20 protein-coding genes and 4 tRNA genes are annotated in these 25,801 nt (G+C 38.8%); 6 read left to right on the forward strand and 18 right to left on the reverse strand.

The features are described from left to right. On the forward strand, positions 1–713 hold a 713-nt coding region (locus tag EXS92_RS06555), incomplete at its 5' end, for a hypothetical protein (protein ID WP_242673991.1). Between the two features lie 163 nt (positions 714–876). On the opposite strand, the gene speA is transcribed toward EXS92_RS06555, so the two are convergent. From speA to metG, 6 genes are read right to left on the reverse strand one after another with little or no spacing between them, the layout of a single operon-like run. Then, positions 877–2,724: an arginine decarboxylase gene (gene speA / locus EXS92_RS06560; RefSeq protein ID WP_001158565.1), complete on the reverse strand. Its 1,848-nt coding sequence runs from the start codon at positions 2,722–2,724 to the stop codon at positions 877–879. 14 nt (positions 2,725–2,738) lie between these two features. After that, positions 2,739–3,908 (reverse strand): glycosyltransferase family 4 protein, encoded by a 1,170-nt coding sequence (locus EXS92_RS06565; RefSeq protein ID WP_165515942.1) that lies wholly within the window; start codon positions 3,906–3,908, stop codon positions 2,739–2,741. 4 nt (positions 3,909–3,912) lie between these two features. Then, entirely contained in the window at positions 3,913–4,341 is a 429-nt protein-coding gene (locus tag EXS92_RS06570) for a hotdog domain-containing protein (protein WP_001158317.1), read from the reverse strand. A gap of 3 nt (positions 4,342–4,344) precedes the next feature. Continuing rightward, a complete protein-coding gene (gene cmoB, locus EXS92_RS06575; protein ID WP_165515943.1) occupies positions 4,345–5,142 on the reverse strand; it encodes a tRNA 5-methoxyuridine(34)/uridine 5-oxyacetic acid(34) synthase CmoB in 798 nt (265 codons plus the stop codon). A gap of 3 nt (positions 5,143–5,145) precedes the next feature. Continuing rightward, entirely contained in the window at positions 5,146–6,153 is a 1,008-nt protein-coding gene (locus tag EXS92_RS06580; RefSeq protein WP_165515944.1) for a ferrochelatase, read from the reverse strand. Further along, the gene (metG, locus tag EXS92_RS06585) at positions 6,154–8,106 is read right to left on the reverse strand and encodes a methionine--tRNA ligase (RefSeq protein WP_165515945.1); all 1,953 of its coding nucleotides are present in this window, start codon (positions 8,104–8,106) and stop codon (positions 6,154–6,156) included. A 168-nt stretch (positions 8,107–8,274) separates the two neighbouring features. On the opposite strand from metG, the gene cfaS reads away from it, so the two are divergent. Further along, entirely contained in the window at positions 8,275–9,444 is a 1,170-nt protein-coding gene (cfaS, locus tag EXS92_RS06590; protein WP_165515946.1) for a cyclopropane fatty acid synthase, read from the forward strand. A gap of 2 nt (positions 9,445–9,446) precedes the next feature. Here the strand turns inward: cfaS and EXS92_RS06595 are convergent, their stop codons facing one another. From EXS92_RS06595 to EXS92_RS06650, 12 genes are all read right to left on the reverse strand, one after another. Continuing rightward, on the reverse strand, positions 9,447–11,318 hold the full coding sequence (locus EXS92_RS06595) for a mechanosensitive ion channel family protein (RefSeq protein WP_165515947.1): 1,872 nt from the start codon (positions 11,316–11,318) through the stop codon (positions 9,447–9,449). 476 nt (positions 11,319–11,794) lie between these two features. Beyond that, a tRNA-Arg gene (locus EXS92_RS06600) sits at positions 11,795–11,871 on the reverse strand. Between the two features lie 17 nt (positions 11,872–11,888). Beyond that, positions 11,889–11,965 (reverse strand) — tRNA-Arg (locus EXS92_RS06605). A 59-nt stretch (positions 11,966–12,024) separates the two neighbouring features. Continuing rightward, a tRNA-His gene (locus EXS92_RS06610) sits at positions 12,025–12,101 on the reverse strand. Between the two features lie 66 nt (positions 12,102–12,167). Continuing rightward, positions 12,168–12,245, reverse strand: a tRNA-Pro gene (locus EXS92_RS06615). Positions 12,246–12,430: 185 nt separating this feature from the next. After that, positions 12,431–13,180 carry an HpaA2 protein gene (hpaA2, locus tag EXS92_RS06620; RefSeq protein ID WP_165515948.1) on the reverse strand — a complete coding sequence of 250 codons (750 nt, stop codon included), beginning with the start codon at positions 13,178–13,180 and terminating at the stop codon, positions 12,431–12,433. A gap of 83 nt (positions 13,181–13,263) precedes the next feature. After that, complete coding sequence (gene guaA / locus EXS92_RS06625) at positions 13,264–14,790, reverse strand: glutamine-hydrolyzing GMP synthase (RefSeq protein WP_165515949.1); 1,527 nt, start codon at positions 14,788–14,790, stop codon at positions 13,264–13,266. 10 nt (positions 14,791–14,800) lie between these two features. Then, positions 14,801–15,289, reverse strand: coding sequence for a hypothetical protein (locus EXS92_RS06630; protein WP_165515950.1), 489 nt, complete (start codon positions 15,287–15,289; stop codon positions 14,801–14,803). Positions 15,290–15,448: 159 nt separating this feature from the next. Continuing rightward, positions 15,449–17,839, reverse strand: coding sequence for a molybdopterin guanine dinucleotide-containing S/N-oxide reductase (locus EXS92_RS06635; protein ID WP_165515951.1), 2,391 nt, complete (start codon positions 17,837–17,839; stop codon positions 15,449–15,451). Positions 17,840–17,944: 105 nt separating this feature from the next. Continuing rightward, a complete protein-coding gene (locus EXS92_RS06640; protein WP_165515952.1) occupies positions 17,945–18,535 on the reverse strand; it encodes a DUF3972 domain-containing protein in 591 nt (196 codons plus the stop codon). 25 nt (positions 18,536–18,560) lie between these two features. Next, entirely contained in the window at positions 18,561–19,883 is a 1,323-nt protein-coding gene (locus tag EXS92_RS06645; RefSeq protein WP_165515953.1) for an aminotransferase class V-fold PLP-dependent enzyme, read from the reverse strand. Positions 19,884–19,901: 18 nt separating this feature from the next. After that, complete coding sequence (locus EXS92_RS06650) at positions 19,902–20,216, reverse strand: histidine triad nucleotide-binding protein (RefSeq protein ID WP_001100349.1); 315 nt, start codon at positions 20,214–20,216, stop codon at positions 19,902–19,904. 83 nt (positions 20,217–20,299) lie between these two features. Between EXS92_RS06650 and pheS the strand changes: the two genes are divergently transcribed. The 4 genes from pheS to EXS92_RS06670 are packed head-to-tail and all read left to right on the forward strand — an operon-like array spanning position 20,300 to position 25,704. Next, positions 20,300–21,286: a phenylalanine--tRNA ligase subunit alpha gene (gene pheS, locus EXS92_RS06655; protein ID WP_000557043.1), complete on the forward strand. Its 987-nt coding sequence runs from the start codon at positions 20,300–20,302 to the stop codon at positions 21,284–21,286. After that, positions 21,286–23,580 carry a phenylalanine--tRNA ligase subunit beta gene (pheT, locus tag EXS92_RS06660; RefSeq protein ID WP_165515954.1) on the forward strand — a complete coding sequence of 765 codons (2,295 nt, stop codon included), beginning with the start codon at positions 21,286–21,288 and terminating at the stop codon, positions 23,578–23,580. The genes pheS and pheT overlap by 1 nt, the downstream gene beginning before the upstream one ends. Before the next feature lie 20 nt (positions 23,581–23,600). Beyond that, a complete protein-coding gene (aroA, locus tag EXS92_RS06665; RefSeq protein WP_165515955.1) occupies positions 23,601–24,890 on the forward strand; it encodes a 3-phosphoshikimate 1-carboxyvinyltransferase in 1,290 nt (429 codons plus the stop codon). Beyond that, a complete protein-coding gene (locus EXS92_RS06670; RefSeq protein ID WP_000403575.1) occupies positions 24,880–25,704 on the forward strand; it encodes a 4-hydroxy-3-methylbut-2-enyl diphosphate reductase in 825 nt (274 codons plus the stop codon). Before aroA ends, EXS92_RS06670 begins: the two co-directional genes overlap by 11 nt. The last annotated feature ends 97 nt before the right edge of the window (positions 25,705–25,801 follow it).

Genomic DNA, 25,801 nt, shown 5'->3' on the forward strand with positions numbered 1-25,801 from the left:
AAAACAAAAAAGATAACGCTGATGATTTGTTGAAAGGTCTTAAAATTGTAACTAGCGGACCGAGTGTTAAGGAAAGGACTTCTACTCCTAAAGAAAAAGAAAGCAGATTTAAATTGGACTTTGATTTCCCTGATGATACTACTAGCCCTTTTATGGTGTTTGCTAACACTTACGCTAACGAAAAAAGAAGCAAAAGACTTGGTTTGTTATTCTCGCCGATGAGTTATGGTGGAATGGGGTTTCAAGCGAGTTTGATTATCATTCATTCGCTTTCTTTTATGGCTGATTTAAAGCATCATAGCGATGCGGAATGGAATGCTATGATTGAAAACAGAAATACTGATGAGTGTTTCTTTGACACTTTTGATGATATGCTGATGGGTGATGTTACTCTATTCTGTAAAGTGATTGAAACTTATGCGAAAAACTTAAAAAGGCCTGATGGTAAGAGTAGTGGGGTAACTTTGGAAGAGTGGGCGAGGTTTTTACCGAGAAATAAAGAAGAGGCAAAATTTGTAGCTCAACTCTTATGCGATGGTGGTATCAATAAATACGATTTAACATGCGTAGGCTTAACTCCTGGAGTTTTAGCTGATAATCTTTGGTCTTATGGTTTTAGAGATGAGGATTATGATGAGGAGGGGAATGTGATTAGGGAGAGGGACATTATCACTGGCGAGGAGTTAAATAATGCGGAGGGTAATGTAGAATAAAACCCCCCCTTGTGGGGTCTCTTTTTTTTAATCTCTCTTTTTTTTCTTGTATCTTTATTTTTCAATTTGCTTGCTTATTTTAGTTTTAACGCTCTTTTATTGATTAGTCAATGTTTTTTGATTAAAGTTAAAAAAGCGTTTAAATCCATTTATAAGCATTCTCTTAAGAAATCGTGCGCAAATACCCGTTTTCGCTCAGCATGACATACAAGCGCCCCATGATTTCTTTCTTTTCTTCCATGTCCAGTTGGTTGTTGTCTTCAATTTTTTGTTTTAAAAGGCGCTCAATTTCTTTAGTGTCATAGTCTAAATCGTCTAGCACATCTAAAATCGTTTGGGCTTCGCAAATATCTTCCACCTCATAATCGCCTTTTTCATCAAAAACCACGCTAAATTCCGTAGGGTGCGTGAATAAATTGTGCTTCATGCCTAAAACTTCTTGATACGCTCCCACTAAAAAGAACGCTAAAAAGTATTCTTCTTCATCTATGTCTATATCATGCAAAAACAAGGGCTTCGTGGAATCAAAAGCGATTTCCCCATCGCTATCGCAAGTAATATCCCACAAGCTCGCGCTCCTGGTGGGCTTTTCATCTAATTTATTCAAGGGCATGACCGGGAAATTCTGTCTCAAACCCCAATAATCCGGCAAGCTTTGGAAAAACGAGCAATTCAATAAATAGCGCTCTTGGACCTGCTCTTGAATGCGTAAAATATCGTTATGATCCTTAACATAAAGCAATTGCACCGCTTTTTTGACGATCAAATGGGCTAAAACTTCAGTGTTGCTCCTGTCAATCAAATCAATATAGCCCAGATCAAAAAGCGTGAATAGCGACTCGGTGTGATCAAAACTATCATGCAAGTATTCAATGGCGTTTTTTTCATTGATATTAGCGAGCAAGTCTAGCATTTCATCAATCAAGGGGGGGTTATTATTTTCTTTAATTTTTAGGGATTTTTCATTGTATTCATGCGAAAACAATTCTAACACCGGGGCCACTAAAACGGCATGGTTAGCGGAAATATAACGGCCTGATTCAATGAAAATGTCCGGCTCTATTTCCTGCTTGTTTTTCACAATTTCCCTCAATAAAAACACCACATCAGCGCTGAATTCCTCTAAAGTGTAGTTTTTATCTTGGTGGTGTTTGTGTTGGGTGTATTCTACGGCTAACCCCCCTCCAATATTCACGCTATTGAGATTTTTAGCGCCCATTTTACGCAATTCTGCATACAAGTTGCCCGCTTCTCTTAAAGCCTTTTTTAAGGGCGAAATATCGCTGATTTGAGAGCCTATGTGGAAATGTATCATGTGGAAATGCTCTAGTAAGTCGTTTTCTTCTAAAAGGCGCATCGCTTCTAAAACTTCCGTGCTGCTAAGGCCAAATTTAGAATTGATCCCCCCACTCTTTGCCCAAACACCGGTGCCAGCGCTGTGCAAACGGATGCGAATACCAATTTTAGGGCAGGCTACAAAATCGTTTTGTTTAGCCACAGCGATAATGGTTTTCAATTCATTCAAACCCTCAATCGTTAAAGTGATCTCATGCTGCATGCTTTTAGCGATAAAACCAAGCTCAATCATCTCCTTGTCTTTAAAGCCATTCACGGTGATAGGGGCTGTGGGGTTCGTGTAGCTCATCGCAATGATGAGTTCGGATTTACTCCCGGCCTCTAAACCATAATCCAAACCCTTAGCCCCTTGTACTAAAGGCAAAACAAACGAGGGCATTTGATTGACCTTTAAAGGGAAAACCGCCTTAAAAGCCCCGCTGTATTGATACTCTTTAATCGCTGAAGAAAACGCATCAAACAGGCTTTTGATTTGTTTTTGCACCAAATGGGGGAATCGCACCAACAAAGGCCCTCTATAGCCCTTATCGCGCACGCTTTGAACGATTTCTAAAAGCGAGGGGTTTTTGCCATGGCAAACTTTAACCAAGCCTTTTTCTATCTTAAATTCGTTATTGCTCCAAAATTTAATCCCATAATCATGGACTTCTTGCATTTTTTATCCTTTTGTTACGATAAGGTTTTAAAGAGATGGGGGTTATTTTTAAAATCTTTGATCGCTTCTTCATAAACCTTTTCAATTTGAATGACTGAATTTTCTAAAGTGTAGTTTAAAGCGCTTTTAGCGTATTTATTTTGCATTCTTTCTCTTTCAAGCTTGTTTTCTAACCACCAGTCTATTTTAGCGCTCAAATCTTTAGCGTTATTAGGCTCAAATAACGATCGTTCATCTAGCGCGAATTGCCTGGTCGCGCTTAAAGGGCTATTAGCGATAACAGGCACAATCCCCACGCTAATGGCTTCTAAACACGCAATCGCTTCGCTTTCCACATTGGCCGTGTGCGCATAAAGGGTGCAAGTTTTTAAAATCTCTAACAATTCATGGGAATTGACAAACCCAAACTCCGTTTTTACGCCTAGTTTCTGGGCTAGAAGTTTGATTTTTTTCTCATCAGGCCCCTTGCCTTTGAGTAATAGCACAATGTCTTGTTTGTATCGGCTTAAAGCAACCGCTTTGATTAAAACGCTTTGATTTTTTTCATTAGAATAGCGCCCTACCATAGCGATTTTAAAGGGTGTGGTGTCAAAAAGGCTTTTTTGCGGGTGTTCAAATCTAAACATGGGATCAAAGCCGTTAGAAATGGCGTATTTTTTCCCTCCATAGTTGTATTTTTCTAATTCTTCTACAATGAATTTTGACGGGCAATGGATATGGTGGATATAGCGGTAATGCGAAGATTTAAACCACGAAAAAAGCATGGTGTTAAACCAAGAAAATTGCCCCAATTTCATGTTATAAGAAATATGCTCTGGCTGTAAATGGAAAGAGCCAATATAAGGCACTTGCATTTCTCGCGCGATTTTTACGGCTGTTTTTTCTAGTAAAAAAGGCAAATAAGTATGGATCATGTCCGCTCCCTTAAAAGCCTTCTTTAAGATTTTTTCATCCGGTTTGGCAAAAAGAATGTGTTGTTTGTGTGAAATTTCTGTAACTAGGGGGATATAGCGCTCTTTAAGGTTGTAATACCCCTCTTCTTCACTCCCTAAATTATCCACATGAGGGGCAACCACTCTCATCACATGCCCTCTTTTTTTCAGCGCTTCAAAAAAACGAAACGCTGTCATAGAAGTGCCATTACTGGTGTCTTTAAAGCTATCCACGACTAAAACAATAACCATTTAACTACTCTTCTTTAAAATTGAATTTAAAAGGCTTTTTATCAAACACCACGATTTCTACCATTCCCTCTAAAACCTGAATGTCTAACACAAACGCCTCTATTTTTATTTCAGCTTTTTTCACGCCATCTTGAATGACTTGCGCTTTAATGAGCGCTTCTTGATTCAATTCTAGGGGGGCGTAAAAATTGATGTTATTAGAAACTACTACGCTGTGTCTTTTATTCAACGCGCACAAGGCCGCATAATTGCACGCAATAAGCACAAACCCGGCATGCACAAAATTTTCTTCATACACCATGCTTTCATTGCCCTTGAAACGCGCATGGGCTATATCTTTTTCTAAAACGACCAATTCAGTGCCAACGCTTGGTTTGAAATTCTTACAAGTCTCTAAAGAGTCATAATCCACACGAACGACTGATTCTTGCACTATTTAATCCTTTATTGAAAGCTTGCTTGGTTTGAGCATCTTAAAATACCCCCTTAAAGGAGCGTCATACCCCTCTAAAGTTTTAGAGGGATCCGTTTTATCCAAAAAATCTTCTAAACTTTGCCCCAAAATAAAATCCGTTTTACGCTGTTCTTTAGGCGTGGTCTTTAAAACGCTAAGAACCTCAAAATTTTCAAACCCTACCCTTTCGCACCACCCTTTTAGCGCGCTAACGCTAGGGATAAAATAAACGTTTTTCATTTTAGCATAAGTTTTTTTAGGGCAAAGGGCGATGTCTAGGGGCGAATCAATGATTAAGGTATCCAACACCAGCTCCCCTTTTATCTTTAAAGCATGATATAAGGCTTTTAAAGTCTCTAGCGGGCTTTTTCTGTGGTATAGCACTCCTAAGCAAAAAATGACATCAAAAGCGTTAGAGTATTTTTCATGCAAATCCTCTACCCCCAAAGACTCATAAATGATTTTTTTTTCTTTATCAAAAAAGGGGGCTAAAAATTCAAATTGTTTTTTGACTAAAACGCCCGGATCAAACCCCACCAAACTTTTAGGCCCATGTTCTAGCATCTTAAACAAGTAATAGCCGTTATTGCAACCCACATCAGCCACAACCTTATCTTTTAAAGGAGTGGCGTTTTTGACTAGATCCCATTTAATAGAGCTATCCCATTCGCTATCAATCTTGATTTGAGAAATTTCAAAAGGGCCTTTACGCCATGGCCTTAACGCCATGATTTCTTCTAAAAGGGTTTTTGGATTGAATTTATCGTTACAAATCAGCATGACTTACCATAGCGTGGGGGTTTTTTTAAAAAGGGGGGGGTTTAAAAGGGATTCTAAATGATGAGAGCTAATCCCATAAATAAAAGCGAAATTAAACGCTAAATTTTTTAATTGCTCTTTTAAGTTGTTTTGGGTGGTGTAAAAATAAGGGTTGGTTTTTTTAAAGAAAGCCGCGCTGTTTTTATGACAAAACACGACAATTTTCCCCCACGATAAAGTCTCAAAGGCTTTTTGAAGCATCATTTCAAACAATTCTTTTGAAGTCTCAGCAACAACCACCCTTGCCGTTGCGCCATAAGGGGCTATTTCTAGATTCTTATTCACAAAAAAGGGCTTGCAATGATCTAAAGGGTATTCTTTTTTGCCCAAAAGATTCAAATCAAACTCAATTTGTAATTTCTCGCACAATTGAATCACCCTTTTTAAAGGCTCTAAAAAGATGCATGGCATTTTTAATTCGTATTCTTGTTTTTCATAGACTAAAGTGCTGCAAAAAAACGATTGGTTGAGAATGATTAAACGGCTTTCTTTTAAATCTTCTTTCAAGCGCTCTTGCTTATAAAACAAATGAAACCACTCCAATTTATCAAAAAAGGCTATTTTACACCCCTCCATAATGAATAAATCTTCAAGGCTCTCTTTCAAGCACCACACAAATCCGCTCACGATGATTTTAGAAGCGATCTCTAATTCTATGGGGCTTAATAACGCTCCGACCACGCGCTCGTTCAACAAGCAAAATTTAAACAAATGGTTCAAAGAATGCTCTATATCTTTAAGCTTGATCCATGCCACATCCTTATCGCTTAAAGGATATTCTCCTGTGTATAAAATCCCATAAGCCCCTAACTCTAAAGCTTTAGGAATGAGTGCATGATCTTTGGCTACAAATAAAGAGCCTTTTTGGACTTTATTTAAAGACAAAACAATAGAATTAAAATAGCTGATTGAGGGCGTGTTTTGCAATTCGCCCAAACTCAACTCTACGGCTTCATTCACCCCTAATCGCATTTAGCTGATCAAACTTCCTGCGATTTTTTCTTTGGTGGGGCTGATTAAAGCCAGATTATCATTATCTCGCACCGCTAAAATCATGCCCTCACTCATTTCGCCCATAAGCTTTGCAGGTTTTAAATTAGCCACCACGCACACCATTTGACCCACCAAGCTTTCAGGCTCATAATCCAAAGCGATCCCTGAGATGATCTGCCTCAAACGATTTTCGCCTAAATCCACTTTTAAGCGCAGTAATTTATTGGATTTTTCAATCCTTTGAGCTTCTTTGATAAGCCCCACTTTAATCTCTACTTTCTTGAAATCCTCAATACTGATATAATTTTCTTGTGTTGGTGGGGCTTTTTCTTTTGTATCTTTTTTTTCTTTTTCGTTTTTTTCTGGTGGGACTTCTCCCGCTTTTTCAGTCCTTTCAATTTTCTCCATTTTGGAAAATAAAGGCTCGGTGTCTTGTAAAACCATATCTTGTAATTTTTTAGCTTTAAAAAAGCGTTCGTAATTATTGGGCGTGATTTCTGCACGAAAAGCGCTCGCTAATTTCATAGCGCTCTTTGGCATGAACGCATAGAGCAAGAAACTTGATTGCAACAGCGCGTTTGCGATCAAGCTCAATAAGGCTTCTAATTTTTCTGATTCGTTGTTTTTGTGCAAAACCCACGGCTCTTCTTTAGCGATGAGTTTGTTCAAAAAATCATAAACGTTAAACAATTCCTCTAAAGCTTTATGCAACTGCATTTTAGGCACAAAAGAATTAGCGTTATCTAAGATTTGATGCACTTTTTCTAGCTCTTTAGAATAATATGCGGTGATTTTGGTGCTTTTTAAAGAATAGTTAAAATATTTTTTAGCCATGCCTAACAAACGATTCAACAAATTCCCCAAATCGTTATTCAAATTCGCATTAATCCGTTCTATTAACGCTTTTTTAGAAAAATCCCCATCTTGCCCAAAAGGCACCTCACGCAATAAAAAATAGCGTAATTCTTCAATCCCATACTCCATAGCGATTTTTTGAGCGTCTAAAACATTACCCAAGCTCTTACTCATTTTCACGCCCTCTATCGTCCACCACCCATGCACGCAAAGCTGTTTGAATAAGGGCAGATTCAAACTCATCAAAAAAGCTGGCCAATAAATGGCATGGAAGCGCAAAATATCCTTACCCACAATATGCCTAGCGCGTTCAAAATGCACCATTTTATTGTCTAAACCATTCAAATACCCTAGCGCACTCGCATAATTCAATAAAGCGTCCAGCCAAACATACACCACATGTTTGGGATCGTTCATTTTTTTAGGCAAAGGAATGCCCCATTCAAAGCTCGTGCGCGTGATAGATAAATCCAATAAACCCTGCTCAATGAAAGAAGTTACCTCATTTTTACGATAAATGGGCAAAATCGCTTCAGGATTTTTAGCGTAAAAATCCAATAAAGGCTTCTCATACGCGCTCAATCTGAAAAAATAACTCTCTTCTTCTAAAAGCGTGGTTTCTCTCAAGCAATCAGGGCATAAGACTTTATCGTTCGTATTGTCCATTTTAGAAGCCGCGCAATAACTCTCACAGCTCACGCAATAATACCCGCTATAAGCGCCTTTATAAATATCCCCTTTTTCAAACATGATTTCAAAGGCGTTTTGCACGCATTTTTGATGCTCGCTGTCTGTGGTGCGGATAAAACCATCATAATCTAAATTGAAAAAATCCCATTGGTCTTTAAAAATCGCGCTAATGCTATCGGCGTAAGCTCTAGGACTTTGATTTCTCAATCTCGCACTTTGTTCGATCTTTTGCCCATGCTCATCGGTGCCGGTTAAAAAAAAGACTTCTTCGCCTTGAAGCGTGTAATACTTCTTTAAAGTATCCGCAATCAAAGTCGTATAAGCATGGCCAATATGAGGGACATCATTCACATAATAAATGGGGGTTGTGATCAGTGATTTTTGCATCTTTATAATCGTGTTACCTTAAATTTGTTTAAATCTCTTAATTTTAACATGCTTTTAAAAATTTAGAGAATAGAGATTGCATTTATGCTTATTTGTGGGGTGTTTTTAGCTTAAAATTCATTATAATTAACGCTCAAAAAATTGAAAAATGAGTTAAGGAATAGACAGATGATTTCAAAATTTTTGCTCAAAAGCATGTTCAAGCAGTGGAAAAACGGCGATTATCAGGTCGTTTTTTGGGATAATAGCGTTTATAGGAATGGCGAACATTCGCCTAAATTCACCCTTAAAATCCATCGCCCCCTAAAATTTAGCGATATTAAAAAAGACATGTCTTTGACGATCGCTGAGGCTTATATGGACGGCGTGATTGATATTGAAGGCTCTATGGATGAGGTGATGCATTCTTTGTATTTGCAAACCAATTATGAGCATTTGCACAAACATGACAATGCTAAAGCTATCCAAAAACCCATCAAAGAAAGCTCCAACATTTCTAAACATTACGATCTAGGGAATGACTTTTATTCTATCTGGCTGGATGAAACCTTAAGCTATTCATGCGCGTATTTCAAAAAAGACGATGACACCCTCCATGCCGCCCAGCTCCAAAAATTAGATCACACTTTAAAAAAGCTCCATTTAAAGCCTGGCGAAAAACTGCTGGATATAGGCTGTGGTTGGGGCTATCTCTCTGTAAAAGCCGCGCAAGAATACGGGGCGGAAGTGATGGGGATCACCATTTCTAGCGAGCAATACAAACAGGCCAACAAACGAGTCCAAGAGCTAGGCTTAGAAGATAGGGTAACGATCAAGTTATTGAATTACCAGGATTTAGACGGGCGTTTGTACCGCTTTGATAAAGTGGTGAGCGTGGGCATGTTTGAGCATGTGGGTAAGGATAATTTGCCCTTTTATTTCAAAAAAGTTAAAGAAGTGTTAAAGAGAGGCGGGATGTTTTTGCTCCACTCCATTTTATGCTGTTTTGAAGGCAAGACTAACGCATGGGTGGATAAATACATCTTTCCGGGTGGCTACTTGCCCTCTTTAAGGGAAGTGATGAGCGTGATGAGCGAATGCGACTTCCACTTGCTCATGGCTGAAAGCTTACGCATCCATTACGCTAAGACTTTAGACATTTGGCGAAACAACTTCAACCACAATCTAGATCAAGTGAAAAAACTCGGCTATGACGAACGCTTTATCCGCATGTGGGATCTGTATTTAAGGACTTGCGCGTCCGCCTTTAGGGTGGGGAGTGCGGATTTATTCCAATTGCTTTTAACCAACAGCGTGGATAACACTTTCCCCTTAACCAAAGAATACATCTACCAATAATTTTAGATTTTAGCCCTTTCTTTCAGGCTAACTTCTGGCAAACTCTCCACATACAAACTCTGTGATGGGAAAGCAAAACTCAAATGGTGCTTTTCCACAATCCCCATGATTTTTAGCATCACATCTTCTTTGACTTCTAGCCACTCTTCCCAAACCACTGTTTTAGAAAAGCAATACACTAAAATATTAATAGAGCTGTCCGCAAACTGGTCTAAAAAGACAAACAGATTGTTTTTATACCCTAAAAAATCATCAATAGAAACAATATCCTTTTTAAACATGTAGCGGTAATCGCTCGCGTTTTGCAAAGCGCTATCGGCTCCATTGGCGATTTTAGGGTGATTTTCTAACATTTCTTTAATGTCTTTCACGCAAAGCTGTAAAGCACTTTGACTGGAGCTATAAGTTAAACCTATTTCCATTTTAATACGCCTTCCCACTTTACGACGGCTCCAATTCCTGATGGGTTTTCCGGCTAATTCTGAATTAGGCACGGACAAAAGAGCGTTGTCAAAGGCTCTGATCGTGGTGCGTCTTAACCCCATTTCCACCACCGTGCCCTCCACTTCACCGCACACGATCCAATCCCCTTGAGAAAACGAATTGTCTAATAATAAAATGACAGAAGCAAAAAAATTCGCCAACACATCTTTAACCGCCAAAGCCACCGCTAACCCCCCAATCCCTAAAGAAGCGATGATGGCTGAAACATTAAACCCCAGTTGTTTCAAAACCCCTAAAAGCGCGACAATAAAGATCAAAAAATACACGACTTTTAAGATCAAGTTGATCACTTCTTTTCTAAAATTGTGCGTGCTTTTGGTAGCCACATTCGTAACTAACGCTTCCCCATAGCCTTTAAAAAGCGCTATCACTAACCATGCTAAAAGCATGATATACACCGCGCCCACCCACATAGAAACTTTAGGGGGCGATGCGTTAGGGTAGTAGAAAATATCTAAAGCCACATCGCAACTAAACAGGGCTAAAAAGACAGAAACCGGCGAAACAATGCTTTTTTGCACATTGACATGCATTTTTTTATTGCGTTGCATGATTTCAAAAATCCAATCCAGCAATAAAGCTAAAAGCCAAGTGATCAACTTCCTTAAGCCCAACAATAAGGCTAAAATCATCAAAGCCAGCGCGATCTTACTCACTTGCAAGCTATGGGCTGTGAAAGGCAAAAACTTGCTGATTTTGTTTAACACAAAATCCATATTCACTTCCATGATCAGGTTTTTAGGAAGCACTTCTTTAGGGTGGTTTTTAATGTAACGCAAGACTTCAGTGTAAGTGTTCAAACGCAATTCATAATCGCTAAACATCTGCTCTAATTCATGCATTTTGACATTGCCTAAATTTTTAGGGAAAGTGTAGAGTTTGAATTGCCCTAAACGCAAAAGAAAAGCATCGCTGATACTTTCCACGTCTTTTTGTTCGCTAAAAATATCAATACTGCTCCTAATTTTATCTATAAAACGATACAAAATTTCATCTATCAACAAAATATCTAAAGACAATCTATCTTTCATGAAAGTGTAGAAATCATCGCCCTTAATGCTTTTAGACAAACGCTTTTTGATTTTCTCTTGCTCTTTTAAGTTTTGATTGATGTCAATGCCAATTTTATCCCTTTCATTCAACACTTTAGAAGTCAAACTTTTAATCAAGTCATTCTTTTGGGTGTTATACAGAGAGATTTCAGCGCTTCTTTCAGGGTTTTTCTTGTAAGTTTCAATGACCTGATTGAGTTGGTTGATTTGATTGAAAATCAAAAACAAATCAATCGCATCTGTTTCATGCTCTTCAAGCGCTCTCAAAGGATTTAAAAACAATAATAATACCAATACCCACCACAACAATAAACGCATGCAAAACCCCACTAAAACAAGATAAAATCTTTCTCACAATTTCTAGCGATTATACCAAAAATTAGAAACGCTTCACCCCATAAAGTTGCCCATGCAATTTGAAAGCGCTTTTTATTTATCCCTAAAAAGCGGGCTTTATCCCAATTGTGAGTCTCTTTTCAGATCGCTATACTGCTTGATGGCTTTGAGTATTTTTTAATTTTATGATTGAAGTTCAATTAAAAACAGAGCCTTAATTTTTAACAAGTCTTGCTTTATTTAATATTTTTATATTTTATTAATGTTTTCATGTAAGATCTATGTTTTAGAGATTTCCAACCTTACCTTCTTGTGATTGGACTATTTTAATGATCAATCTTTAGAAGAAAAAACCATAAAAATGTAGTATCCTATGCCTATAAGAAAAACAAGAATTAAGAAAATGAGTAATCCCCACTCTAAAGAATCCATAACTCCTCTTTAAAGAATGTCAAAAGTGGTGCGCTTGGCAGGACTCGAACCTGCGACCTACGGCTTAGAAGGCTGTTGCTCTATCCAGCTGAGCTACAAGCGCATGATACTGGCGTTAGGTGGTGCGCCCGAAGGGAGTCGAACCCCTAACCCCCAGATCCGAAGTCTGGTGCTCTATCCAATTGAGCTACGAACGCTTACAATTCAAATAAAGGAATAACTAACATAAACTCGGTAAAACGCTTATTTTATGAGATGGGGTGGAAGATGGGAATCGAACCCACGACCCTCAGGACCACAATCTGATGCTCTAACCGACTGAGCTACTCCCACCATTCAATGAAAGGAAGCGATATTTTACCAAAGAATTTTAAACAGAACAACAAATTACGCAAAAAGTGGTCGGGGCGAAAGGATTCGAACCTTCGACCCCTTGGTCCCAAACCAAGTGCGCTAACCAGACTGCGCTACGCCCCGAAATTTTCACATGAAGCGTTATTATAACTGAATTTTCTAATTTTTGAGCGTAATTTTTCAAAAATACCGCTAAAATCAGAAGCGGCACTCAAAAATTATATTAATCCAACTCCCCCACCCTTTTAAAAAGCTACTTTTTTTTAAAAACAGCTCTAAATGATTCTAAGCTTTTCGTTTCTAAAAAACTACTTTCGCTTTTTCATTTCACTAGAAACTTTTTCATAATGTTCCATGTGTTTTTTGCTTAACTCTTTGGTGATATTCGCCATCACTTTGTGATAGGCTTGATTCATGATTTTTTTAATGGCTTGATCATGGTCGGTTTCCTTGATCCTATGCACAAAAGTTTTGGGGACAAAACCTCCAGAATTGGTGCGCCGCAATTCCACTCTTTCAATCACGGCCTTAATCTTTGAAACATCAATACCAAAACTATGGATAATGTCTTCACTTTTTGGCTCAACAAAATTCAAGTTCAAATACCCTGAAGACATGTCTATCACTCTTTCTTCGCTAAGCGCATCGCTCTCTTCTACAATATCTTCTAAGATAGCCACATTCCCATCCATGCGTAAAACGAGCAACGCTTTTTCTTTGATGTCTTGAGGGATTTCACTAACATCTTTAAATTGCGAAACGCTATAGCCTTTTCTCTCTAAAAAACTACTCAATTGGAGGAATAAAGACTTCTCAAACTCTTTTTGATAATTTTCAGGGATAACTTTATTAGCCTCTATCTTAGGATCGATTAAGACAACTAAATGGCCATTTTTAGGCTCTTGCTTGCCTTTAATAGGATAGTGGAAATGCAAATCCACGGACTCGCCCGTATTATTGTGCTGCTGCTTTGCAGGCATTCCATCAGCTAAAGCCGTATAAAACGCCCCACTCGCTAATAACGATCCTAAAACGATTGCCAAACTACCTTTTTTCATTAAATTCCTTTCTTTCTTTTTCTTTAAAATCAATTCCTAATCTTACCCAAAAAATCCCACTTTTAGCGCTATTTTTAAGATAATCATTCCCATTCAATCGTCCCTGGTGGCTTAGAAGTAATATCATACACCACCCTATTAATACCATTCACTTCATTAGTGATGCGGTTAGAAACCTTTTCTAAAAAAGAATGCTCTAAAAATGAAAAGCTCGCCGTCATGCCATCGCTCGCATTTACTGCCCTTAAGCAAATAGCGTTTTCATAAGTGCGATTATCCCCCATCACCCCCACAGAATTGACATTCAACAGCACGCAAAAGGCTTGCCAAACCTTGTCATACAAATTAGCTTTTTTAAGCTCCTCTATAAAAATAAAATCCGCCTCTTGCAAGCGTTTGATCTTACTCTCACTGATTTCGCCTAAAATCCTTACAGCAAGCCCAGGCCCTGGAAAGGGGTGGCGCATTAAAAAATCCTGGCTAACGCCCAATTCCTTACCCAACAAACGCACCTCATCTTTAAACAACTCCCTTAAAGGCTCTATGAGTTTAAAGTCCATCCATTCAGGCAGTCCGCCCACATTATGATGGGTTTTGATCACTTTTGAAGGCCCTTTAACGCTCACAGATTCAATCACATCAGGGTATAAAGTGCCTTGGGCTAAAAATTCAATTTTGCCTTTTAAATGGTGCTTTTTGGCTTCTTTTTCAAACACTTCAATAAAGGTTTCGCCGATGATTTTTCGCTTCAATTCAGGCTCGCTCACGCCCTTTAATTTAGACAAAAAGATTTCTTTAGCATCTATCGTGTTTAAAGGGATTTGCAAGTCTTTAAACATCGCTTGCACCCTTTCTTTTTCATTTTTACGCAACAAGCCATGATCCACAAAAACAACGATCAAATTATCCTTAATGGCTCTGTGTAATAGCGTAGCGACCACCGTAGAATCCACTCCCCCACTCACCGCACACAAAACCTTAGCGTTAGCGATTTTTTCTTTCAGTTTCACAATTTCTCTTTGAGCGAAATGCTGCATCCCCCAAGTTTTTTCACAGCCGCAAACCAAAAGGGCAAAATTTTCTAAAATCTTGCCTCCTTCTTCGCTTTGAACGACCTCTGGGTGGAATTGCAAGCCAAAAATCTTATCGCTTTCAATCGCGCAATAGGGCGAATTAGGGCTTTTTGCAAGGGTAGTAAAGCCTTTTGGCAATTCTATGACTTTATCCATGTGGCTCATCCACACAAGGCTTTTAATCTTCACGCCTTCAAAAATCACAGAATTTTGAGTGATTTCTAAAACAGCCTTACCAAATTCTTGCTCATTCGCATAGGCCACTACCCCCCCAAAAAAATCCACCAGATACTGCATGCCGTAGCAAATCCCTAAAATCGGTAAATTCAAATCAAAGATTTTTTCATTGGGCTTGTAAGCGTCTTTAGCGTACACGCTCGCTGGCCCCCCGCTCAAAATCAATCCCTTAGGGGCTTTTTTTTGAACATTTTCTACGCTTTCAAAAAAAGGGACTATCTCTGCATAAATCCCGCTCTCTCTCAATCTTCTAGCAATCAGCTGTGTGTATTGGCTCCCAAAATCTAATACTAAAATCATCGCTCATTCTTTATTTTTGTGGGATCTGTGTTTTATTGTATTGATTTTTGTAATTCACCCTATAGCTTTCAGCCAACTCAGGCGCTTTTTGCACAAACCAGCGTTCTAATTTTTCTAGTTCGTATCTGTAATTTCCACCTTTTGAGCAATATTGAGAATCAATCAGCGAAAACACATAGAGCGTCTTATTTTCTTTAGATTGGAATAAAAACTCCTTATGGAATAGCGCTTTTTTAGGCATGCCACTCATCAGAGTCTCAGGCAATAAAAAAGCGTCAAAATCACAAAGCACTTTTTTACTCAATTTGTTGCTTTTGGTAACCACAAAAATGATCTCTTTTTTCATGTCTTGTTTAAAAGCTAATGAAAGCACATTCAAAAAGGGCGGAGTCAAACTTTTATCCACCCTAACCTTAAAAGCTTTAGAATCCCCTAATAAGACCCCTATAAATAAAACCAACCCCACGCAACATTTCAAACTCGTTTGAAAAATATTCATCTTTTATCCTTTAAGTGTCAATATTGAAAACAGAAATTAAACGCATTGATTGGGTATTATAATATAAAAATTGAGAATTACGCTTTAGCTTGGCTAGTGCTCAAGTCTTTAGCGCTTAAGTCTTTCTAAAACACTCTCATGCTAGTATTTTCACTCCGTTTAAGCCCCAATGATGCTTGGTGTTGAAATAGAATGATAGGGTTTGACTAATTCATACCTTCTAAGTCTTCTGATATTGACTAAAGCGGTATTGGCTGAAATGGCTTGCGTCATGCTGCTTGTGGGGCGTAAAGAAGTGAGCGTATTCACATGCCCTGCATTGCATCGTGGGTTTCTAACCCTCTCATCTTCTGGGTCATACCACGCCCCTTTTTGGATACTCAAAACCCCTTGACGGATATTCTTAGTTACAAACGCCCCTGCTAACAACCTCCCCCTAGCGTTAAACACTTCTACAATTTCACCATGCCTAATGCCTAATTTATTAGCGTCTAGTTCGTTGATCATTACAGGCTCTCTGCCTTGAATTTTATACACATTTCTAACCCAAGTGTTATCAAGCTGTGAATTGACACGGTATTTTGGGTGCGGAGAAATTAAATGAAACGGATAAGCCTCAGCCATTTTAGAGCCTAGCCACTCAGCTGGCTCAAACCAAGCAGGATGCCCTTTAAAATCAGCCAGTTTAAAATCCGCGCATTTTTGAGAAAAAATTTGAATTTTCCCGCTCTCTGTATCCAGCTTATTATTAATAGGGTCTTGCCTGAATTTCGCATGACGCACAAACTTTCTCGCATTTTCAGGGATTTCAAACTCCACAAAGCCATCCCTCCAAAATTGATCAAACGATTTCAAAGTAGGGCCATCGCTTTTTTCATAAAGGCCCTTAATCCATTCCATGTAACTCTTAGATTCAGTGAATTTCTGCTCTGTTTCATTGCCCCCAATGCGTAAAGCAAGCTGTCTGAAAATCTCATAATCGTCTTTGGATTCATAAACAGGCTCTACCACTTTACGCATGGCATAAACCACGTTCTTAGAATAACTCTCTCCAAAAGTAATATCATCTCTTTCCATAGTGCTAGTAGAAGCAAAGACAATATCAGCAAATTTTGCCGTAGGCGTCCACCAAGGCTCATGCACGATCACGCAATCTAAGGTCCTTAAAGCGCGAATCAGCTCGTTTGTATCAGCTTCATGCCCTAACAAATCCGCCCCACAATTATAAATCATTTTGATTTTAGGTAATTTGAGTTTTTTACCCATAAAATCAATTTCTTTATCCGGATTTAAAATCGCTTCAGAAACCCTAGATGCTGGAATAACGCTTTTTACAGAATTATGCCCTTGCGAAATCATAGGAACAATTCTTGCCCCTGAGCTCGCTTGAGCGTTTCCTCCATAATGCATAGAAAAGCCAAAGCCCCCACCCGATAAGCCCACTTGACCAATCATGCTGGCTAAAACAATTAACGCCCAATCCGGTTGCTCGCCATGCTGAGCTCTTTGCATGGCCCAATTACCCGCTAAAAAAGTGCGCTTAGAGACAAATAAATCCGCTAATTCTTTGATTTTTTCTGCACTCACTCCAGTGATTTGAGACGCCCATTCTAAAGTTTTAGGCGCATTATCGCTCTCTCCTAGCAAATAGGGTAAAAATTTATCAAAACCATCAGTGTATTTAGCGATAAACGCTTTATCGTATTGATTGCTTGTATAAAGATAATGCATCATGCCTAGCATTAACGCTACATCAGTGTTAGGGCGAATGGGTATCCATTCAGCGTTAAAGGCTTGAGCGGTTTCGGTATAAATGGGATCAATACTAATGAATTTAATACCGGCTCTTTTATACTTAGGGTAGTAGCTGTCATTGACATGGTTTGGCACAAAATAATCAATGCGGTTGCACTTGAATAAATCCGCCCCCCACATGACATACACCTTACAATTTTTAATCATCTCTTCATGCGTGGTTTGTTGCGAATAAACTTCCATATCCCCTACAATCATAGGGTTTATTCTTGCGGCCGCGCCATTACTATATTCCCCATCAGTGCCAATAGCCCCCCCTAAAGTCGTATTAAAAAAACGCCATGCTAAATGATGGCAACGATGCAAGCTGCCCGCATGCCCACAACCACCATAACTGGCATTATAAATGTTTTCTTTAGGGATTTCTTTAAGCTTTTTAACCGCTAAATCCAACGCCACATCCCAACTCACGCGCACAAACTCTTCTCTCCCGCGCAATTCTTTGTGGTTTTTTTTGTTTTCTAAGAAGCTCTTACGCACGCAAGGATACTTCACCCTACTATCTGAATACACCCTATCTGCCATCGCTTTTAACATCATGGTAGGGTTATAATCGCTCTTTTGGGGGACAATATCTTTAATCACTCCATTTTGAACCTTTGCGATAAAAGGGCCAAAATGCGTTGCATGCGGAATGGATTCTACTTTTTCAAAAACACCAACAGCTTTTAAAACATTAGCGCTAGCGAGCGCGATTGGGATTTTTGTTAGGATACTTCTGCGTGAAATGGACATGGTTCTCCTTCAAGCTTGCATTCTGTTAAAACACCCCAAATTCTAACATGTATTCACCTAAAATTACCGCTAATGATCCCTCAAAGCATGGGCGTTAATTTAAAACTACTTTTTATTCACGCTGCTCATGTCAGCGACTTTCCCCCACATCAAGCGGTATTTCCTCTTCATAAATTCAATTTCTTCTCTCGCTTGATTGAGTTCATCGCGCAAAAGATCGATGGTTTTTTTATCTTCTTCATAGACTTCTTGCATAGAGATTAAAGCGTCTTTTAAAAACATGTTTTCATTTTTAAAGGCTGAAATCGTTTCGTCTTTAGCGCCAATGACCTTATCATGCAAGTTTAAAATCGTGTTAATGGTCTTTTCCACAAACACAGGCTCTAAAGAACGCCCGTTCATATCCATAGAAATCAAATTATTTTCTACCTTTTTGATTAAAGCGTTTGTCCCGCTGCTCGCGTCAATTAAAAGCTTGTTGTGGCTTATTTTGCTTTTAATCTTACCAAGATTCACTAATTCTAAGATCCTTTCTTTAGGAATCCCTGAAAGGCGGCTAAACTCTTCTAATTCAAGCCATGCTAAAGCACTCAAATCTTCTAAAACCACCGGCTCTTTAGACTCTTTTTCTTTATTCTCTACCTCTTGTTCATTTTGTTGCACCGCTTGCGCTTTGTTCAAATCTAAAATATCCAAATCTTTCCTTAAAAATAGTTTTAGCTTAACGCAATTTTTTAACCGCTTTTTTCAAGCTGTCTAGCAAATAATCAATATCGTTTATGGAGTGCGTGAAGTGCAAGCTCACTCTAAGCCATCCGGGTTTATCGTTAAAATCGCTTGACTTTTGAGCGTTAAGATTCAATAAATCATGCCCATAAGGCCCCGCGCAAGAGCAACCTGCTCGGGTCTCAATAGCGTATTCATAGCTTAAAACTCTCGCTAAATCATAGGGCGAAATCCCCCCAATATTAAAAGCCACTACCCCCACACGACTCGCTGTTAAATTCCCATAAATATTAATAGCGGGCAAGTCTTTTAAGCCATGCATTAGCACTCTTAAAAGGTTGTTTTCTTTTTTATGGATAAAATCCAAACCGCATTCATCTCTCAATTGATACGCTAGAGCGCTCCTGTAAAATTGCAACAATCCTGGCGTGCCAAACTCTTCTCTTAAAGGCAATTCATCAATAAATTCATGCCGTGTGCAATTAGCGTATTTAATCACGCCCCCTGCGCTAAAACTCGGGGCGATCTGCGTGTCAATCAAATCTTTAGCAATGCCTAAAAGACCGCACCCTCCAATACCCCCTAAAAGCTTATGAGGTGCATAAAAACCGGTTTGGTATTCGCAATCTTTAGGGTTAGCATGCGTGCTAAAATTCGCTAAATCCAAAGCCAAATCGGCCTTATATTTCTTACACAATGATGAAACTTCTTTTAAAGGCGTAAGAATTCCGGTCACATTAGAAGCCGCGCTCACAGAAACCAAGCTGTTAGGGGATTTTTTTAAAGTTTGCTCTAAAATTTCTAAATCCAATAAACCATGTTCATTTAAAGGGATACGCACCACTTCACACAAGCCTTCACGCCAGCTGATTTCATTAGAATGATGCTCATAAGGCCCTACAATCACACGCTTTAAAGCCATATCTTTCAAATACGGCTCTAAATTTTTCTTCGTTTTTGAAGGGATGCACACCCCTAAAATTTCTTGAAATTTCTTAATCGCTGAACTCGCCCCATACCCCGTGCTCAAGACGCAATAACCATCGCTCAAATTTAAAGAACGCTTCAACTTTTCTTGGCACTCTTTTAAAAGCATGCCCATTAAAATCGCATGTTTAGAAGCGACAGAATGAGCGTTCGCGTAATAAGGCAGTAAGGATTTCACGCGCTTTTCCACTAAAGTGCTCGCTAAACCTGAAGCCCCCCAGTCAAAATAAGACACCCCTTTTTTTAAGATAATACTGGATTTAACTTGCTCTAAAGGACTCTCGTTAGGGTTGAGTAAGGGAGCAAAACTCCTGTTTAAAAACGCTTGCACGAAATACCACCAACGCTTTTAATGTTTGTCTCCGCTTAAAATATGAAAATGCAAATGCATCACCTCTTGCCCTGCGTTTTTACCCACATTCGTTAAAAGCTTGTATCCCTTTTCTTTGATGCCTAATTTTTCCACCACTTCAAAAATAAAACTTGTCATTTGCGCCATAAGCTCTGGGGTGATGCCATTAAAATCCTGAATGCTTTGCTTAGGGATCACTAACGCATGCACTTTGGCTTTAGGGTTAATGTCATAAAAGGATAAAAAACGCTCGTTTTCTAAAATCTTAGAACAAGGGATTTCGCCTTGGATTATTTTTTCAAACACATTCATGCTCTTTTTGCTCCCTTTTAAGGTTTTTCTTTTATTAAAGTTGTATTATAGCTTTTTAAAAATAAAAAATATAAGGATCGTTATTGCACACCTTAATAGAACGCTTAGAAAAGGTTACTAACAGCAAAGAATTAGAAGAAGCGCGCTTGAACGCTTTGGGTAAAAAAGGGGTTTTTGCGGATAAATTCAACCAACTCAAAAATCTAAACGGCGAAGAAAAAAACGCCTTTGCTAAAGAAATCCACCATTATAAGCAAGCGTTTGAAAAAGCCTTTGAATTGAAAAAAAAGGCTATTTTGGAGCTTGAATTAGAAGAACGCTTGAAAAAAGAAAAAATTGATGTGAGTTTGTTTAACGCTATCAAAACAAGCTCTTCTCACCCTTTGAATTATACTAAAAATAAAATCATTGAATTTTTCACCCCATTAGGATACAAGCTTGAAATCGGCTCTTTAGTGGAAGATGATTTCCATAATTTCAGTGCTTTAAACTTGCCCCCTTACCATCCTGCAAGAGACATGCAAGACACTTTTTATTTTAAAGATCACAAGCTTTTAAGGACCCACACTTCGCCCGTGCAAATCCACACCATGCAAGAACAAACCCCACCCATTAAAATGATTTGTTTAGGCGAAACCTTTAGGCGCGATTATGACTTGACCCACACGCCCATGTTCCACCAAATTGAAGGGCTTGTCGTGGATCAAAAAGGGAATATCCGTTTCACGCACTTAAAGGGCGTGATCGAAGACTTTTTGCATTATTTCTTTGGGGGCGTGAAATTAAGATGGCGCTCTAGCTTTTTCCCTTTCACAGAGCCAAGCGCTGAAGTGGATATTAGTTGCGTGTTTTGCAAGCAAGAAGGCTGTAGGGTTTGCTCGCACACAGGCTGGCTGGAAGTGTTGGGTTGTGGCATGGTCAATAATGCGGTGTTTGAAGCCATAGGGTATGAAAATGTGAGCGGGTTTGCTTTTGGCATGGGGATTGAAAGATTAGCCATGCTGACTTGCCAAATCAATGATTTGCGCAGTTTCTTTGAAACTGATTTGAGGGTGTTGGAGAGCTTTTAATGAAACTGAGCGTTAATGATTTGAATGTTTTTGTCAATACGCCTAAAGATATAGTTAAACTTTGTGAAAATTTGAGCTGCTTAGGTTTAGAAGTGGAAAGCTGTATCCCTTGTGTCGCTCCTAAAAATGTGGTTGTGGGTAAGGTTTTAGAAAAAGCCCCCCATAAAAACGCCGAAAAACTCAGCGTGTGTCAAGTGGATGTGGGTAAAGAAGTGTTGCAAATCGTGTGCGGGGCTAAAAATGTCGCCCCAAACCAATTTGTGCCAGTCGCCCTCAAAGGAGCGATCATAGGCTCAACCACCATCGCTAAAACGGAGCTTAGGGGGGTTGAAAGCCATGGCATGATTTGCTCTAGCAGCGAATTAGGCTTCCCTAAAATCAATGATGGCATCTTGGAATTAGATGAGAGCGTTGGGGAGTTGGTTTTAGGGAAAGAATTAAATGAATACGCCCCTTTCAACACGCATGTTTTAGAAATTTCATTGACTCCCAATCGTGGGGATTGCTTGAGCGTTTTAGGTATTGCCAGAGAAATTAGCGCCTTTTATCACACGCCCCTAAAACCTATCAAGGCTTTAAATTTGACGCCAAAAAGCGATTTGATCACGCTTATTACGGGTGAAAATATTGAATCGCATCTGGCTTATTATTTGATTTATAATCATTCTTTAAAAACCCCTTTAAATATCAAGCTTTCGCTCGCTCACAATAACGCCTTAAGCGAGAACGACCTGAACAATTTCATAGAATTTGGCATGCATTTTAGTGGGGTAATAATGAACGCTTATAGCCTGAATAAAACCCCTATGGATTTGATCGTCAAAAACGATGAAAACAACCTTGAAAGCGTTTATATCAACCATCAAAAACGCTCCACGATCGCTATCAAGCATCAAGTTCAAAAAGATTTGAGCGAGCATTTGCTTTTAGAAGCAAGCTATATTGATCCGATAAGCCTGTCTTTAAAATTACACGCCCTAAAAGATAAAACGCTTCAAAAAAACAACGCCCTTGTTTATAGGAGCGCTAGGGGGAGTAACCCTAATTTATCAGACGGCTTGAATTTTTTAAGCGCTCATTTAAAAGCCACGATTTTAGAAAGCAAACAAACCAAGCATTCTTTAAAAGATCGCACCCTTAAATTCCAACTTGAAGACATCACCGAAATTTTGGGGCTTGTTATAGAAGCAGAAAAAATTCAAGGCATTTTAAAAAATTTAGGTTTTAAAGTTAGTGCAAAAGAGCCAAACTCAAAACCCCAAATTTTAGAGGTTATCGTTCCCAATTTCAGGCATGACATTAAAACGATCCAAGATATTGCTGAAGAAATCTTGCGCTTTGTAGGGATTGATAATTTGATCTCAAAGCCCCTTAATTGCGTCAGTAGCAAAAATTCAAACCCCCATTATGACACGCACCGCTTTTTTGAAAACCTTAAACACAAGGCTCTCGCTTGCGGTTTTAAAGAAGTCATTCATTATGTGTTTTACTCTAAAGAAAAACAGCAAAAACTGGGCTTTGAAGTTTTAGAAGATCCCCTAGAATTGCAAAACCCTATCACAACGGAATTAAACACCCTAAGAACGAGTCTTATTTGCGGGCTTTTAGACGCCAGCTTAAGGAATAAAAATTTAGGGTTTAAAAGCATCGCCCTTTATGAAAAAGGGAGCGTGTATAACTCTAAAAGAGAAGAGATCCAAAAACTAGGCTTTTTAATAAGCGGCTTACAAAAGAAAGAGAGCTACCCTTACGCTAAGGGCAAGGCTTGGGATTTTTACTCTTTCGCTGAATGCGTTTCAAGAATTATAGGGGATTTTAGCCTAGAAAAACTAACCATTCAAACCCCCATTAACCACCCCTACCAGAGCGCTAAAATCATTCAAAACAATGAAATCATAGGCGTAATCGCTAAAATCCACCCCAAAGTGATCCAGGAATTAGATTTGTTTGAAAGCTATTACGCTGAGATAGACGCTTCTAAACTCAAACGCCCTGCTATGCTATTAAAACCCTTTAGCATTTACCCTAGCAGTGTTAGGGATTTGACTCTCATCATTGATGAAAATACCGCTTTTAGTGGGATTAAAAAAGCCCTAAAAGACGCTCAAATCCCTAATTTAAGCGAGATTCTACCCCTTGATATTTTTAAAGAAAGTCATAATTCCATAGCCTTAAGCGTGCGTTGTGTGATCCATTCTTTAGAAAAAACCTTAAATGATGAAGAGGTCAATTCAGCCGTGCAAAAAGCGCTTGAAATTTTAGAAAAAGAATTTAACGCCCGCCTTAAAGGATAAAAGATAGCAAAGGATAATACGTGATAGAGCTTGACATTAACGCTAGCGATAAATCGCTCTCGCACAGAGCCGTTATTTTTAGCCTACTCGCTCAAAAGCCTTGTTTCGTGCGGAATTTTTTAATGGGAGAAGATTGTTTAAGTTCTTTGGAAATCGCTCAAAATTTAGGGGCTAAAGTGGAAAATACCGCCAAAAATTCTTTTAAAATCACGCCCCCAACGGCTATAAAAGAGCCTAACAAGATTTTAAATTGCAACAATTCTGGCACTAGCATGCGTTTATACAGCGGGCTTTTAAGCGCTCAAAAAGGCCTTTTTGTTTTAAGCGGGGACAATTCCTTAAACGCGCGCCCCATGAAAAGAATCATTGAGCCTTTGAAAGCTTTTGGGGCAAAGATTTTAGGGAGAGAGGATAACCATTTCGCCCCCTTAGTGATCTTAGGGAGTCCTTTAAAAGCTTGCGATTATGAAAGCCCTATCGCTTCAGCTCAAGTCAAAAGCGCTTTTATTTTAAGCGCCCTACAAGCTCAAGACTCAAGCACCTATAAAGAAAATGAGCTTAGCCGTAACCACACAGAAATCATGCTTAAAAGCTTGGGAGCTGATATTCAAAATCAAGACGGCATTTTAACGATTTCACCCCTAGAAAAACCTCTAGAATCCTTTGACTTTACCATAGCCAATGATCCGTCTAGCGCGTTTTTTTTCGCCCTTTCTTGCACGATTACGCCAAAAAGCCGCCTTCTTTTAAAAAATGTCTTGCTCAACCCCACTCGCATAGAAGCTTTTGAAGTTTTGAAAAAAATGGGCGCTCATATAGAGTATGTTATCCAATCTAAAGATTTAGAAATCATTGGCGATATTTATATAGAGCATGCCCCTTTAAAAGCGATCAGTATTGATCAAAATACCGCCAGCCTTATTGATGAAATCCCCGCTTTAAGCATCGCTATGCTTTTTGCAAAAGGCAAAAGCATGGTGAGAAACGCTAAAGATTTACGGGCTAAAGAAAGCGATAGGATTAAAGCGGTTGTTTCTAATTTCAAAGCTTTAGGGATTGAGTGCGAAGAGTTTGAAGACGGGTTTTACATAGAGGGATTAGAAGATATAAGCCCATTAAAACAGCATTTTTCTAGGATTAAACCCCCCCTTATCAAAAGCTTCAATGATCACAGGATTGCGATGAGTTTTGCTGTTTTAACTTTAGCGTTGCCTTTAGAAATTGATAATTTAGAATGTGCAAACATTTCTTTCCCGCAATTCAAACGCTTACTCAATCTATTCAAAAAAGGGAGTTTTAATGGAAATTAAAATGGCTAAGGATTATGGTTTTTGCTTTGGCGTCAAAAGAGCGATACAAATCGCTGAAAAAAATCAAAACAGCTTGATTTTTGGCTCGCTCATTCATAACGCTAAAGAAATCAATCGTTTGGAAAAAAATTTCAATGTGAAAATTGAAGAAGATCCCAAAAAAATCCCTAAAAATAAGAGCGTGATCATAAGAACCCATGGCATTCCTAAGCAGGATTTAGAATACTTGAAAAATAAGGGGGTTAAAATCACTGATGCGACTTGCCCGTATGTGATCAAACCTCAACAAATTGTGGAATCCATGAGTAAAGAAGGGTATCAAATCGTGCTTTTTGGGGATATTAACCACCCTGAAGTCAAGGGCGTGATCAGCTATGCCACTAACCAGGCTTTGGTCGTCAATTCGTTAGAAGAATTGCAAGAAAAAAAATTGCAACGAAAAGTGGCTTTAGTTTCTCAAACCACCAAACAAACCCCAAAACTCTTGCAAATCGCTTCCTATTTGGTGGAAAGATGCACTGAAGTGCGTATTTTTAACACGATTTGTAACGCCACTTCCTACAACCAAAAAGCCGCTTTGGATTTGAGTAAGGAAGTGGATATTATGATAGTCGTGGGCGGTAAAACTTCTTCAAACACCAAACAGCTCTTAAGCATCGCCAAACAGCATTGTAAAGACAGCTACTTGGTAGAAGATGAAAACGAATTAGAGTTAGCGTGGTTTAAGGATAAAAAATTGTGCGGGATTACCGCTGGGGCTTCCACGCCGGACTGGATTATAGAAAATGTCAAGCAAAAAATCAGCACGATTTAACACATTTTGAAAATTTTCTTTAAAAAAACCGCTAATTGTTAGTTTTTAAACGATTTTGTAAGCCAAAAAAGGATACAATGCCCTTAAGGATTTTATA

Source organism: Helicobacter pylori (assembly GCF_011175115.1).
Lineage (GTDB): Bacteria > Campylobacterota > Campylobacteria > Campylobacterales > Helicobacteraceae > Helicobacter > Helicobacter pylori_DF.